The sequence below is a fragment of the Blautia sp. An249 genome (assembly GCF_002159835.1).
GTDB classification, from domain to species: domain Bacteria; phylum Bacillota; class Clostridia; order Lachnospirales; family Lachnospiraceae; genus Blautia_A; species Blautia_A avistercoris.
The window spans coordinates 158,031-171,662 of the sequence record NZ_NFJL01000003.1; the positions used below are offsets into that span (position 1 = coordinate 158,031).

14 protein-coding genes are annotated in these 13,632 nt (G+C 45.7%); all 14 read right to left on the reverse strand.

The window, feature by feature from the left end; all coding sequences use genetic code 11:
* Nucleotides 1–26: 26 nt before the first annotated feature.
* The 14 genes from hisIE to B5F53_RS04725 all read right to left on the reverse strand — a co-directional run bounded on the left by hisIE (nt 27) and on the right by B5F53_RS04725 (nt 13,566).
* Nucleotides 27–1,310: a bifunctional phosphoribosyl-AMP cyclohydrolase/phosphoribosyl-ATP diphosphatase HisIE gene (hisIE, locus tag B5F53_RS04660; RefSeq protein ID WP_087220484.1), complete on the reverse strand. Its 1,284-nt coding sequence runs from the start codon at nt 1,308–1,310 to the stop codon at nt 27–29.
* Between the two features lie 23 nt (nt 1,311–1,333).
* Entirely contained in the window at nt 1,334–1,918 is a 585-nt protein-coding gene (gene hisB, locus B5F53_RS04665) for an imidazoleglycerol-phosphate dehydratase HisB (protein ID WP_087220487.1), read from the reverse strand.
* Between the two features lies 1 nt (nt 1,919).
* Nucleotides 1,920–3,218: a histidinol dehydrogenase gene (gene hisD, locus B5F53_RS04670; RefSeq protein ID WP_087220490.1), complete on the reverse strand. Its 1,299-nt coding sequence runs from the start codon at nt 3,216–3,218 to the stop codon at nt 1,920–1,922.
* Nucleotide 3,219: 1 nt separating this feature from the next.
* Nucleotides 3,220–3,858 carry an ATP phosphoribosyltransferase gene (gene hisG / locus B5F53_RS04675; RefSeq protein WP_087220493.1) on the reverse strand — a complete coding sequence of 213 codons (639 nt, stop codon included), beginning with the start codon at nt 3,856–3,858 and terminating at the stop codon, nt 3,220–3,222.
* Complete coding sequence (gene hisZ / locus B5F53_RS04680) at nt 3,859–4,971, reverse strand: ATP phosphoribosyltransferase regulatory subunit (RefSeq protein ID WP_087220496.1); 1,113 nt, start codon at nt 4,969–4,971, stop codon at nt 3,859–3,861.
* 71 nt (nt 4,972–5,042) lie between these two features.
* Complete coding sequence (locus B5F53_RS04685; RefSeq protein WP_087220499.1) at nt 5,043–5,576, reverse strand: Holliday junction resolvase RecU; 534 nt, start codon at nt 5,574–5,576, stop codon at nt 5,043–5,045.
* Nucleotides 5,577–5,597: 21 nt separating this feature from the next.
* A complete protein-coding gene (gene lepB / locus B5F53_RS04690; protein WP_087220502.1) occupies nt 5,598–6,155 on the reverse strand; it encodes a signal peptidase I in 558 nt (185 codons plus the stop codon).
* On the reverse strand, nt 6,064–7,134 hold the full coding sequence (locus B5F53_RS04695) for an RluA family pseudouridine synthase (protein ID WP_087220505.1): 1,071 nt from the start codon (nt 7,132–7,134) through the stop codon (nt 6,064–6,066). The genes lepB and B5F53_RS04695 overlap by 92 nt, the downstream gene beginning before the upstream one ends.
* Before the next feature lie 9 nt (nt 7,135–7,143).
* Nucleotides 7,144–7,749 (reverse strand): hypothetical protein, encoded by a 606-nt coding sequence (locus tag B5F53_RS04700; protein ID WP_087220507.1) that lies wholly within the window; start codon nt 7,747–7,749, stop codon nt 7,144–7,146.
* An 8-nt stretch (nt 7,750–7,757) separates the two neighbouring features.
* A complete protein-coding gene (locus tag B5F53_RS04705; RefSeq protein ID WP_087220510.1) occupies nt 7,758–9,656 on the reverse strand; it encodes a YgiQ family radical SAM protein in 1,899 nt (632 codons plus the stop codon).
* The gene (locus B5F53_RS04710) at nt 9,653–10,321 is read right to left on the reverse strand and encodes an HAD family hydrolase (RefSeq protein WP_087220513.1); all 669 of its coding nucleotides are present in this window, start codon (nt 10,319–10,321) and stop codon (nt 9,653–9,655) included. Before B5F53_RS04710 ends, B5F53_RS04705 begins: the two co-directional genes overlap by 4 nt.
* Nucleotides 10,322–10,334: 13 nt before the next feature.
* A complete protein-coding gene (locus B5F53_RS04715; protein WP_087220516.1) occupies nt 10,335–11,147 on the reverse strand; it encodes a GTP pyrophosphokinase in 813 nt (270 codons plus the stop codon).
* Between the two features lie 65 nt (nt 11,148–11,212).
* On the reverse strand, nt 11,213–12,034 hold the full coding sequence (locus B5F53_RS04720) for a M23 family metallopeptidase (RefSeq protein ID WP_242970245.1): 822 nt from the start codon (nt 12,032–12,034) through the stop codon (nt 11,213–11,215).
* A 74-nt stretch (nt 12,035–12,108) separates the two neighbouring features.
* Nucleotides 12,109–13,566, reverse strand: coding sequence for an aminoacyl-histidine dipeptidase (locus B5F53_RS04725; RefSeq protein WP_087220519.1), 1,458 nt, complete (start codon nt 13,564–13,566; stop codon nt 12,109–12,111).
* Nucleotides 13,567–13,632 lie beyond the last annotated feature (66 nt).

Below are 13,632 nucleotides of genomic sequence, written 5' to 3' on the forward strand. Positions count from 1 at the left end.
AATTGTTCCTTTCTGTATCGCAGTAATTACCGGCGGGCCAGCTCCCTGGTAATATCCTCCCAGGTCACGCCTTTTTGTGCCATTAAGACCATTACATGGTAAAGAAAATCGGAAATCTCATATTTTATCTCTTCTTTGTCCGGATTTTTAGCCGCAATGACAATCTCCGTACACTCTTCGCCCACCTTTTTCAGGATTTTATCAATTCCTTTGTCAAAGAGATAATTGGTATAGGAACCTTCTTTTGGATGTTCCTTTCTGTCCAGAATTACATCGTAGACACTCTGGAAAACTTTTAATGGATTGGTATCCTCGTATTCTTTCTTCATTAATTCCTGGAAGAAACAGGTTTTATTTCCTGTATGGCAGGCGGCTCCTATCTGATCCACCTTTGCCAGGATGGTATCGTTGTCGCAGTCCAGATGCAGAGATTTTACATACTGGAAATGACCGGAAGTTTCCCCTTTCAGCCAGAGCTGATTCCGGCTGCGGCTGTAGTAAGTCATTTTTCCGGTTCTCAGGGTATTGGAAAAGGCCTCTTCATTCATATAAGCCAGCATCAGAACTTCTTCCGTACGGTAATCCTGCACAATAACCGGAATCATGCCGTCTTTGTTGAGTTTAAACTCCTGCCAGGAAATCCTGCTCTCAAAAGTATTGACAGAAATCCCCGCCTCTTTGCACACCGTCTTAAATTCCATCAGATTCGCAGAAGGACTGCTTACAAAGCTGCCGCTCAATGCCCAGATGTTGTCTTCCTTTAAAAATCCTTTAAGACGTTCCTGGTTTTCCTCTTCCGTATGGAAGATAACCGGAAGGCTGGTGGATTCCAGCAGCTCTTTGGAAAAATTATCCAGGGAAAGAATGGAGTCCGCATAAGTTTCAATCCGCTCTCTGTTCCCGGTAAACTCTTCCAGAGAAGAAATGCTTACTACCATTTTTTCTTTTCCAAACCGTTTCGAGACTTCTTCCAGAAGTTCAATGTTGCTTTCTTTGGAAAAGTTTAAAACGGTTTTCTGGCATCCGGCATAAATCAGTTTCTTAACATCTTCCATCCGTTTAATATTTCCGGCTCCAATCACCGGAATCTCTGAAATGCTGCAGATGTCCTTTATTTTCCCGATAGCGGCTTCATGTTCTGCATCACTGGAAGAAAAGTCGAAGATCAGAAGCTTGTCTGCTCCGTGATCGTTATAATATCGTGTCAGTTCCTCCACGTCTCCGGAAGAAAACAGATTTTTCTGTCCCCATCCTGCCACGGCCTTCCCGTTGAGAAGATACAGACAGGGGATGAATTCTTTCTTTCTCATAATGTATCCTTTCCTGATTTTTCTTATAATGTTCCCTTGGTGGAGAGAACATCGGTAATTCTGGAATCATAAGACACCGCCATATCCAGCGCCTTGGCGAAACTCTTGAACATGGCTTCTGCCACATGGTGATTATTGCCCGGGGTTAACACCTTCAGATGGAGATTCATTTTCGCCGAATAAGAAACGGCGTAAAAGAATTCCCGAACCATCTCTGACGCCATATCTCCGATTTTATCGGCGGTAAACGCCCCGTCAAAGGAGAGATAAGGTCTTCCTGACAAATCCACCGCACAGAGCACCAAAGCCTCGTCCATGGGCAAAATACAGCTTCCATAGCGGCGGATTCCCTTCTTGTCTCCTGCAGTTTCCGCAATTGCCGTTCCCAGAACAATCCCCGTATCCTCAATGGTATGGTGATCGTCCACCTGCAAATCTCCGGACACACGAAGGGCCAGATCAAACAGGCCGTGACGGGTAAATCCGTCCAGCATATGATCAAAGAATCCCACTCCCGTGGTAATATCGGAAAGGCCCGTACCGTCCAGGTTCAGCTTTAATTTAATCTGCGTTTCTTTTGTATTTCGTTCCACAGAAGCCTCTCTCATCTTAATCCTCCTTTTCAAACCGCACCCCAATGGAATTGGCATGGGCAGTCAGTTGTTCCGACTGGGCAAACTGCATAATATCCTTGTGAATTTCTTCCAGAGCTTCTCTGGAGTAGTAAATAATACTGGATTTTTTTACAAAATCATCTACCGAAAGAGGGGAGAAGAATTTGGCTGTTCCATTGGTGGGAAGCACATGGTTGGGGCCTGCGAAATAATCTCCCAGAGGCTCAGAGCTGTTCTCCCCGATAAAAATAGCTCCCGCATTGCGGATTTTCATCATTACTTCAAAAGGATTTTCCGTTACAATTTCCAGATGTTCTGAGGCAATGGCATTGGCAGTTTCAATGGCTTCATCCAGGGTCTGTGCCACCAGCAGATACCCAAACTGTTCCAGAGATTTCTCAATAATTTCTCTTCTGGAGAGAACCTGAAGGAATCCCTGTATTTCTTTTTCCACTTTTTCAGCCAAAGCCCTGCTGGTAGTAATTAAAATGGCAGAAGCCATTTCATCGTGTTCTGCCTGTGAAAGCAGATCAGCTGCCACATAACGGGGATTGGCCGTTTCATCTGCCAGCACTAAGATTTCACTGGGGCCGGCCACAGAATCAATACTTACATGACCGTAAACGGCCTTTTTGGCCAGGGCCACATAAATGTTTCCCGGGCCTACGATTTTATCCACTTTAGGGATACTCTCTGTCCCGTAAGCCAAAGCGGCGATGGCCTGGGCGCCTCCTGCCTTGTAAATTTCATCCGCTCCGGCCTCCTTTGCCGCAACCAGGGTGGAGGGATTGACCTTTCCGTCTTTTCCCGGCGGCGTGGTCATAATAATACGGGAAACCCCGGCCGTTTTGGCCGGTACAATATTCATTAACACAGAAGAGGGATAGACAGCCTTTCCCCCGGGGACATAAACGCCGACTTTTTCCATGGGGATCACTTTCTGTCCCAGCATGGTTCCCTTCTCACTGCTGGTAAACCAGCTGTTCTGCCGCTGACGTTCATGGTAAGCGCGGATATTTTCCAGGGATTTCCGAATAACCTGTATCAGCGCCGGATCCACCAGGCCATAAGCCTCTTCGATTTCTTCATCAGATACACGGATAGTGTCTTTGGTAATCCTGACTTTATCAAAAGCCTCTGTATAGGCAAAGAGAGCCTGATCTTTTTCTTCTTTTATTTTAGCCAGAATCTGGTTTACTCTCTCTTCGTATTCCCCATACTGACTGGGACTTCTTTTTAACAGATTTTCCAGGATGTTCTCTTTTGTTTCCGGGGTTAATGGGATGATTTTCATTTTATTCACTCTTTTCTCTTAACTGATTGATTAATTTTTTGATGCGTTCTCCTTCCATCCTCATGCTGACCTGGTTAACTACCATACGTGCAGACAGAGGACAGATTTCTTCCAGGACTTCCAGTCCGTTTTCTTTTAAAGTACTTCCGGTTTCTACAATATCCACGATGACTTCTGAAAGTCCCACAATGGGAGCCAGCTCAATGGAGCCGTTTAACTTAATAATTTCCACGGTCTGATGTTTTTTATTATAAAAATAATCTTTGGCGATATTGGGATATTTGGTGGCTACCCGGATTTGGCGGCTGCCATCCAGAAACTCTCTGGCAGAGGCAGGTCCGCAGACGCACATCCGGCAGTTTCCGAATCCCAGATCCAGCACCTCGAACAGCTTGCGACCCTCTTCCACAATGGTATCCTTACCCACAACGCCAATATCCGCTGCGCCGTATTCCACGTAAGTGGGAACATCGGGTCCTTTGGCCAGGAAAAAGCGCAGCTTCAGCTCCTCGTTTACAAAGATTAATTTTCTGGAACTTTTATCTTTCATTTCCTCGCAGGTAATTCCGATTTTCTCCAGACATTCCAGTGTTTTGCTTGCCAGGCGTCCTTTCGTCAAAGCAATGGTTAAATATTTCATCTATACGTCCTCCCGTCTTTTAAGCAGTACCCGTATGCCTTTTTTTCTCAGCTTCTGGGCATTTTCAATGACTTCTTTTCTGTCTGATGGACCGTAAGACATCACGAGAAGCTCCCTTTCCTCCGGAAGAGGAAGATTCTGTCTGGAAATGGCGTTCAGCAGCAGTTCCAGGGTAACGGCAAATCCAATGGCCGCCGCAGGAGTTCCAAACTGTTCCAGCAGGTGGTTATAGCGGCCGCCCTTGGCAATGGGCTCCCCGGTACCGTAGGTAAACGCCTGGAAAATAATTCCCGTATAATACTGATATTTACTTAACATTCCCAGATCAAAGCTGATGTATTTCTCGTATCCGTAACAGGAGAGAACCTGATAGATTTCTTCCAGCCGGTCAATGGCGGCAAGAGCCTTTTCGTTGGAAGTAATCTGCCTTGCCTCATCCAGTACTTCGGCGCCTCCGAATAACTGAGGCAGTTTTAAAAAGGACTGCTGCAGCTCCTGGGAAAGATTCTGCTGACGAAGAAGTTCTTCCACACCGAAGAAGTTTTTGCTGGAAATCAAAGAGCGAAGTTCTTCCTCCATCTCCTGGGTCATCCCCGCCTCTTCCAGCAGAGATTTGAAAAAATCTACCTGACCCACGCTGATCTGAAATTCCTCCAGGCCTGCCTGCAAAAGCAAATCCACTATCATGGCCAGAATTTCACCGTCTGCCTCTGCCGTGGCATCCCCAATGGACTCCGCCCCAATCTGGGTGACTTCCTTAAGCATCCCTCTGTGATCGCCGTGGTTAATAAAAGTTTTCCCTGTATAACAGAGTTTCCTGCAGAGTTCCCCCTCGCTGTGGGTGGATGCGGCCCTGGCTACAGAGGGGGTAAAATCCGGTCTTAAAACCAAAGTATTTCCCTCCCGGTCGAAAAACTTATACAAATCTTTCGAAGGTATGGTTCCTACCTTCTGGCTGAAAACTTCAAAATATTCAAAGGTCGGGGTCTCGATGTCTTCGTATCCGTAATTAAGCAGTACCTGATGCAGCCGTTGGTTTAACTCCAGTTTCTGTGCGCATTCTTTTCCGTAAACATCGCGGACACCCTCCGGTGTATGTAAAGTCCGGTTCATAACTTCCTCCTGATTCTTTATTTTGCTAAAGTGCTAATTCGATACTACGATAGCACATTGACTATTTTCTGTCAATCCCGCATTTTCAGATCCTCCTGAATCCCATCCAAATACGGAACCAGAAATCCTCCGTGTTTCTTCAGATAAAACCCCGGGGAAAGTTCTTCCAGTTTAAAGCTTTTCCTGCCGCCCTGTTCCCTTCTCTCCCAGAAAATTTCCAACTGTCGCAGAGGCATATAATAAAATGCATCTCTGTGACTGAAAAAAAGAAGAAGGAAGGATATTCCTCCCTGCTTTTCAAACTTTTTCATGAACTCCATCTGATGGGGATGGATATTCGCCAACGGAAAGGTATCTGTGCAGCATTCCTTTGCGTCGAAGCAGACGGGAATTCCCTGCACAGCCCCAATATAGTCCACCGTACTGCGCTGTTCAAAATATGCCAGCGTAATGTGGCGGTGTGCCTGGTCGATCTTAACAGGAGTAATCGGCGTCGGTATTTTCTGTATAAGGGCCAGGCCTTTTTCCTGATATTGTTCATTGGTGCGGTTTACCATATCTTCCAGGGTAGACCCCCGAAGTCCCCGCGTATTCCAGGTTCCCATAAGCTCCTCCTGCCCTGTCTCTTATCCGATAATCTTCAGAGACGGGTAATAACGAAACAGCGCCTTCCCCACAATCTGATCAAAGGTAACATAGGTGTTCTCCCAGAACCGGGAGTCTTTGGAATAGTTCCGGTTGTCCCCCAGCATAAAGTAGGAATCCTCCGGAACTTCATAAGGGCCGAAACTTCCCACCGGCTCTTCCGGTACGAAGCTGTCGTCCAGAGGCTCTTTGGAATCATTAATGTAAACTTTTCCGTCCACAATATTTACCGTTTCTCCCGGAAGGCCGATAATTCTTTTAATAAAAAGCTGGGATTCGTCATCCGGATATTTAAAGATTACCACGTCGAAACGTTCCGGATCTTTCATCTTATAGCCCGCATGTTTGCCGAAAAACTGCAGATTCGGCCCGTAAGCCATCCGAAATCCGAAGATCCGGTCGCCGGTCATAATGGTTTTTTCCATAGATTCAGAGGGAATTTTCGCATTAATTAATACTACCTGATCCACAATCACAACGAAGATGAGTACAAACAGAATCAGCTGCGCAAATTCCCATATTTCTTTCCAGAATTTCATAATAACTCTCCTCCAGGCTTTCGCCCTTCAATATATTTTGAAATAAAGCAGGAACCGGGGCGCAGAAAACCTTTTGGGAAACCGGCCCGAGGGCTCCGTCCAGCCTGGGCATCTCTAAAAGAAAAGAATGCAGAAGCTGATGCTTTAACGAATATTTTCGATACATTTTTTCATTCACTGCCGTATCTCCATACTTCCTGTCCCCCAGAAGCGGATGGCCCGTACTTGCCAGATGGGCACGAATCTGGTGAGAGCGTCCCGTAAATAAGGTAACGCAAAGAAGGGTGACAGATCCATTGTCCCCTAACGGTGTGTATTGGGTTTCAATGGGAACTGCATCCTCCCTTTCCTGAAGATACACTCTTACTTTATTACATTTTTCATCTTTATGCAAATATCCTTTGATAAATTTTTCTTTTTTAATAACCCCTTTCACAATACAAAGGTATTTTTTATGCAGAAGCCGCCCGGAAAACAGACGGGCCAATTCCTGCAGACCGGTCAGGCTTTTCCCGCAGGCTATGATTCCGCTGGTATTTCTGTCCAGACGATTGCAGACAGAGGGGTGAAAGGTCGCCATCTCTTCCCTGGTAAGCTGTCCGCTCTCAACCAGATAGCCGATGAGATATTCTACCAGAGAGGGCTCTTTGCCCGATGCCCTCTGAGAGAGCATCCCCGCCGGTTTATTTACCAGAAGAATGTGAGCGTCCTCATAAAGGATGTTCAGCTTTTCTCCTGATTCATAAGAAACTTCCCGGGAGGGGCTGAATTTTGCAAAGGTTTCATCGCTTAAATAAACGGATACTCTGTCCCGGGGCTGAAGCTTTTCTCCTCCGGATGCTTTTTTATCATTTAATTTAATATTCTTTTTGCGAAGCATTTTATAGACAAACCCTTTGGGGGCTTTTGAAAGAAGCTTGGCCAGGTATTTGTCGAACCGCTGTCCTGCCTCGTTTTCTTTTATGATAAATTCCTTCATGAAAACTCCTTACAGACTGATAGCCAGAATCGTATGTTTAATCAGCTCGTTTCGGGACAAATCCGGATATTGCTCATTGGGCTTAAATTCGATTTTGCTTTCCAGAGAATCCTTATGTTCCACCAGGGAATCCAACCGTTCCAGATAAGAATTTAAGCCGGTAAATATTTTAACAGTAACTGCATATCCGTTTTTTCTTAAAATTTTCTCAATTTCCTTTTCCATAAACGCCGCGTCAATTTTCTTGCTGCTGCTGTATCCGGCAACCACATTTCCGCAGATGGCAAAAGCGTCGATGTACCCGCTTTTTTCATAAAAAGTAACGTACATTTCATAACTCATGGTCAGATTTTTGGCCCGGTTCCGAATGGTTTCATATCGTTTGGGATCCATGTTGGCGCACCGGAAAATCATAATCAGGCCAACCAGAGATTTGCAGGCCGGAAGGCAGCCCACCACTGCGATAACTGTACAGATACTGGCCCGGGACTGAAAATAAATCCAACCCGTAAAAAATATAAGCAGGGGAACTGCAAACAGAACTGCCGTAATGATAAGTCGTCTCTTTTTCTCACTTTGAAAATATCCATAATCGCCTTTGTGTACTTTCTGCATGGGTTTCCTCACTTCTTTCTGGTGTTTTTCTGGGATTTCTTATGTATGTTTCGTATGGTTTTCTTTTTTCGTTCTCTTTTCCCTGCTTCCTTTGTCAGGCCCCTCTCCTCTTTTGAAGGGCGGATCAGACAGCGGCTGTCAAAGCCAATCAAATCTTCTCTTTTAGCCATTTTCAGCCCTTCTGTAACCAGTTTCCGGTTTTCCGGTTTCCGATACTGAATAAAAGCCCTCTGAATGGCTTTTTCCTTTGGGGAACGGGGAACATAAACCGGTTCCATCGTACGGGGATCCAGACCGGTATAATACATACAGGTAGACAGTGTGGAAGGAGTCGGGTAGAAATCCTGAGCCTGTTCCGGGGTAAATCCCATATCTCTGATGTATTCTGCCAGTATCACCGCGTCCCGGACCGTACTGCCGGGATGGGAAGACATAAAGTACGGAAGTGCATACTGTTTCTTTCCTGTTTTCCGGTTCTCATTTTCATAGGCCTTTATAAATTTCTGATAAACCTGATGCCTGGGCTTTCCCATATAATATAAAACCGAGTCCGACACATGCTCCGGAGCCACCCGAAGCTGTCCGCTGATGTGATGTTCCACCAGGGCCTTTAGGAATTTTCTGTTTTTATCTTCCATTACATAGTCAAACCGGATTCCGGATCGGATAAAGACTTTCTTCACCCCCGGAATCTGACGCAGTTTCTCCAGAAGCTGCAGATAATCCTCATGATCCGCCTCCAGGTTGGGACAGGGAGACGGAAAGAGACACTGCCGGTTTTTGCAGACGCCCTTGGTCAGCTGTTTTTTACAGGATGGGATACGAAAGTCCGCCGTAGGCCCGCCCACATCATGGATGTACCCCTTGAAATCCGGATCTCTCACAAAGCTTTCCGCTTCTTTTACCAGAGATTCCTGACTTCTTATCTGCAGAATTCTTCCCTGGTGAAAAGTCAGTGCGCAGAAAGAACAGCCTCCGAAACATCCCCGGTTGCTGGTCAGGCTGAACTTTACTTCCTCCAGAGCCGGAATACCTCCGTCCTTCTCATAAACGGGATGCCAGGTTCTGGTATAGGGCAGCTCATAAATATCATCCATTTCCCGGGTAGTTAAGGGACGCGCCGGGGGATTCTGTACAATATAACCCTGCCCTTCATAATACTCCGCCAGAATTTTTCCGGTTATGGAATCTGTGTTTTCATATTGAATACGGAAACTTTCAGCATAGATCTTTTTTTCTTTTTTCATCTCCTCAAAAGAAGGCAAAAGAAGGGGATCGTAAATATGGTCCAGGTTCCGGCAGCGGCAGACGGTTCCCGGAATATAAGTTAAATCCTTCACCGAAAGCCCGCTGTCCAGAGCCTCTGCAATTTCTATAATGGAATGTTCCCCCATTCCATAGGAAATCAGATCCGCCCCGCTGTCCAGCAAAACAGAGCGTTTCAGTTTATCTTCCCAATAATCATAATGAGCCAGTCTCCGAAGACTGGCTTCTATTCCGCCCAGAATCACAGGGGTGTGCTTATAGACCTGACGAATCAGATTTCCATAAACGGTAACTGCCCTGTCAGGTCGAAGACCCATCTTTCCCCCGGGAGAATAGGCGTCTTTCTGGCGGTGTTTTTTAGAAACCGTATAATGATTAACCATGGAATCCATATTTCCTGCCGTAACCAGAAAAGCCAGGCGAGGCTCGCCGAACACCCGGATACTCTCAGGATTTTTCCAGTCGGGCTGAGGGATGATTCCCACGGAATATCCCCTGCTCTGAAGAAGACGGCTGATAATGGCCGCACCAAAAGAGGGATGATCCACATAGGCATCCCCGGTGATATAGACAAAGTCCATCTGAGACAGACCCTGAGCTTCCATTTCTTTCCGGCTGATTGGTAAAAATTCCTGTTTCATCTTAATTCCTCATACTGATGGCTGATTACTTCCAAATAGGAATGTATGTAATAGTCCGCAAGGCTTCGTTTCTCTTTTTCCTGGTATACACTGAAAGAATCATGGACAGCGCATACGTCCATTCCTGCTGCCTTCCCTGCCCGGATTCCGGCGCAGATGTCCTCAAAAACGAGGCATTCCTCCGGCTGTACCCCAAGCTGTCTGGCTGTTTCCAGGTACACATCCGGCGCAGGCTTTCCTTTTTTTACATCGCAGGCTGTCAGAATTACATCAAAATAAGAACAAATCTGATGACTTTCCAAAACTGCCTCAATCAGACCGATGTAATTGCTGGAGGCCACCCCGATTTGAAATTCCCGCTCTTTTAACCAGGCCAGAAATTCCTTTACTCCCGGTTTCAGGGGCACCCGTCTGCGGTAACAGTCCAGAGCCATCGCCGTCCATATCTCCTTTATTTCCTCTACAGACTCTTCCAGGTTAAACCGCTCCTTAAAATAGACCGCAACCTCGGTATATCCCATCCCCTCCACGGCGTCGGCAAGATCCTCCGGCACGGTAAGATTTCGCTTTCCCAGAAACTCCAGATCCACTTCCGGCCATACCCACATAGAGTCCGCTAAAGTTCCGTCTAAATCAAATATAACCGCTTTCTTGTTTTCTAACATATTTTCTCCTGTGTTAAAGTTTGGAAGATACAGACTGCGCCCGGTATCCTTCCGCAATAATATCCAGCTGTCTGTGGAACCGTTCCAGCTGACGAATATCCTTGGTCTGAAACACTCTTAAAAATTCATCCTGGATTTTCATCACTTCCCGCTGATTGGATACCTTATATAAATTCTCAATGTTATTGAGAATATCCGCCACTAAATTAGACTGAATCTGGGAAGAAATCTGGGCGTCCATAATCTCGCTTCTGACAGAAGACATTTCCCGATCCAGTGATACAATCGCATCCGCCGCCTTTGCCAGGCGTTCGGTCACATGAGGAGGCATATCCCCCTTATACTTATACTGCAGGGAATGTTCGATGGTGGCCCAGAAATTCATGGCCAGCGTCCGAATCTGAATTTCCACCTGCAGTTTTTTCGGCCCGTGCACGGTTTCCACCGTATAATAGATAATCAGATGGTAGCTGCGGTAACCGCTCTGTTTAATATGTTTCAGATAATTTTTTTCACTTTTGATTTCCATATCGGAACGCTTCTGAATCATGGAAGCTACTGCGTCAATGTCTTCTTCAAACTGACAGATAATACGGATTCCTGCAATGTCCTCTACTTCCTGCTCCAGTTTTTCCATGGGAATATTTTTACGGTGTATTTTCTCCAGGATACTGGATACACTTTTTACTCTTCCCGTCACCTGTTCAATAGGGGAATACAAATCGTTTTCTTTATGCTCAATAATCAGATGTTCAAATTTCAGAATTAATTCTTTTACTGCCAATTCATATGGGCATAAAATATTTCGCCATAATTGTATTTCCATGTAACTCTCTCCTTACCATTTCCATACATTAAGATTTAGTATATCATAGATAGTAAAAAAAATCTTCAAAATTTACTGTTTTGTATATTTTTTTCTGTGTACTTTAAAACCGGATAAGGATTTACACTTAATTCCTTATGGTGCTTTGTCCGGATGTAGATTCCCAAATGCAGATGAACTGCAAACTTCCCTTTGGTACCTTCGGTTCCATAACCGCTGTCTCCCATAAATCCAAGAATCTGTCCTGCCGTTACCGCCTCCCCTTCCTGAAAATTTTTTTCATAGGAATCCAGGTGGGCATAATAATAGTAGCCTCCCGAAGGGCTCCGAATCCCGATGCGGTATCCGCCCAGAGGCAGCCAGCCAACTTTCTCCACAATACCGTCCGTCATGCTCACGACCGGATAATACCCTGCAAGTTCCACATCGCCGAATATATCTGTGCCTTCATGGGTCCGTTCGCCCCGATAATTCCTGGGCGCCATCCAGGTATCCTCATAATAGCCCTCTTCCATAAGTACCGGGAAACACTGAACGTCTTCCCAGATTCCCTGGTAACTGTTCAGCATGGACAGATAGGCTTCTTCCTTATATTTCAGATACAGTTCATCCTGCAGAAATACAGTATCCGGTTCAAAGTCCCCGTGAAGCATGGTCAGCGTAATTCCTTCTGAAAAGTCAAGTCCTTCTTTCTGACACTCCCGGTCAATTTTTTCCAGCAGGGAAAGGGAGATTTCCTGTCTGCGAAAGGAATCTGTCTCATTGGATGTCGCCTCGAATCCGGATACCTTACTCCGCTCCTTTAAATACAGCCGTATGGGTGTAAGAAAAACGAGAAGCAAACACAGGAGAAAAATCTGCAGGCAGATACTCTTGCGACGACTCATTGTGGATCCCACCTTCTAATCCGTACCTATAAAGGATATGCATAAGAAGAGGAAAAAAGAACTCCTCTGTTGTTTTATTCCAGTGAAAGATTTTCCAGAACTTTCAGCAGATACTCCCAGACCCGGTTGGCAGATGCAATGTCAAGAGCCTCCTTTGGAGTATGAATATCATAAATATCCGGACCGATGGACACGCAGTCCAGATCTTCAATCCGGTTATAAAAAATTCCGCACTCCAGTCCTGCATGGATAACCCCCACCCGGGGCGCATATCCGTTTTCCTTCTCAAAGATGGAAACCATACGTTCTCTTAAAGGAGACTCCGGTTTATATTCCCAGGCCGGATACTTTCCGGTTTCCGTATAGTCCCCTCCCAGAAATTCTGTGAGATACTGTATCCGTCCCGACAGCTCTTCTTTCTGGCTGAGAACCGAACTGCGGACGCCGGAAATGACACAAAACGTCTCTTTTTTCAGGGACACAACCCCGGGATTTGTGGAAGTCTCCACCAGCCCTTCCATAAGGCCGCTCATTTTCTGCACACCCCAGGGAAGATTTCTCAGATAGAACAGAATTTTCTCCTGACTGGAAGGATGAAGAATTTCTCCCTCTTCCAGTTCCTGAAGAACCGTACACTGAATTTCTATATTCTCATCGCTGCCCGCATATTCTCTCCTAAAGGTCCTGCAGGAGTTTTTCAGAAACTCTTCCAGAGCCTCCTTATCTTCCGGCGCAATACAGCAGACTGCACGGCACTGGCGGGGAATTACATTATCTTTTTGCCCTCCGGATAATTCTTCTACTCCAACCGGAATTTCTCTGGAGAGCTCATACAGAAGACGCCCCATAAGAATGTTAGCGTTTGCCCGGTTTTTATCTATTTCCGATCCGGAATGTCCCCCTGTAAGGTTTCCGATGGTAATAGAAATTTTCATTCCTTCTGCTTTAACTCTTCGAACCGGAATTTCGCTGATTCCGGTCACACCTCCGGCGCAGCCGGTATAAATAGAACCCTCTTCTTCCATATCCAGATTAATCATGGTTTTCCCTTTTAAGAGGCTGCAGTCCAGGAAGTCAGCCCCCAGAAGACCGATTTCTTCGTCCGTGGTAAATACCGCCTCCAAAGGAGGATGTACAAGCTGATCACTCTCCAGGAGAGCAAGACAGTACGCCAGGGCAATCCCATCGTCTCCTCCAAGAGTGGTTCCTCTGGCCCGGATACGTCCGTCTTCCACATAACATTCCAGGGGATCCTTTGTGAAATCATGCTCTGTCTCCGGCTCTTTTTCACATACCATGTCCATATGTCCCTGAAGGATAACCACGGGAGCATTTTCTCCCCCGTTTCTTCCCGGTTTATAGATAATCACATTATTTGCCTCGTCCTGATAATAAGAAAGTCCCTGCTCTTTTGCGAAATTTACCAGATAGTCGCTGATTTCTTTCGTATTTCCGGAACCATGCGGGATTTTACAAATTTCTTCAAAATAGTGAAAAACTCTGTTTGGCTGATATTTTTCTGCGATTGACATAATTTCCTCCATCTTTTCTATAAAATGTACATGACAGTAAAAAATATTATGTCACAACTCATGTAT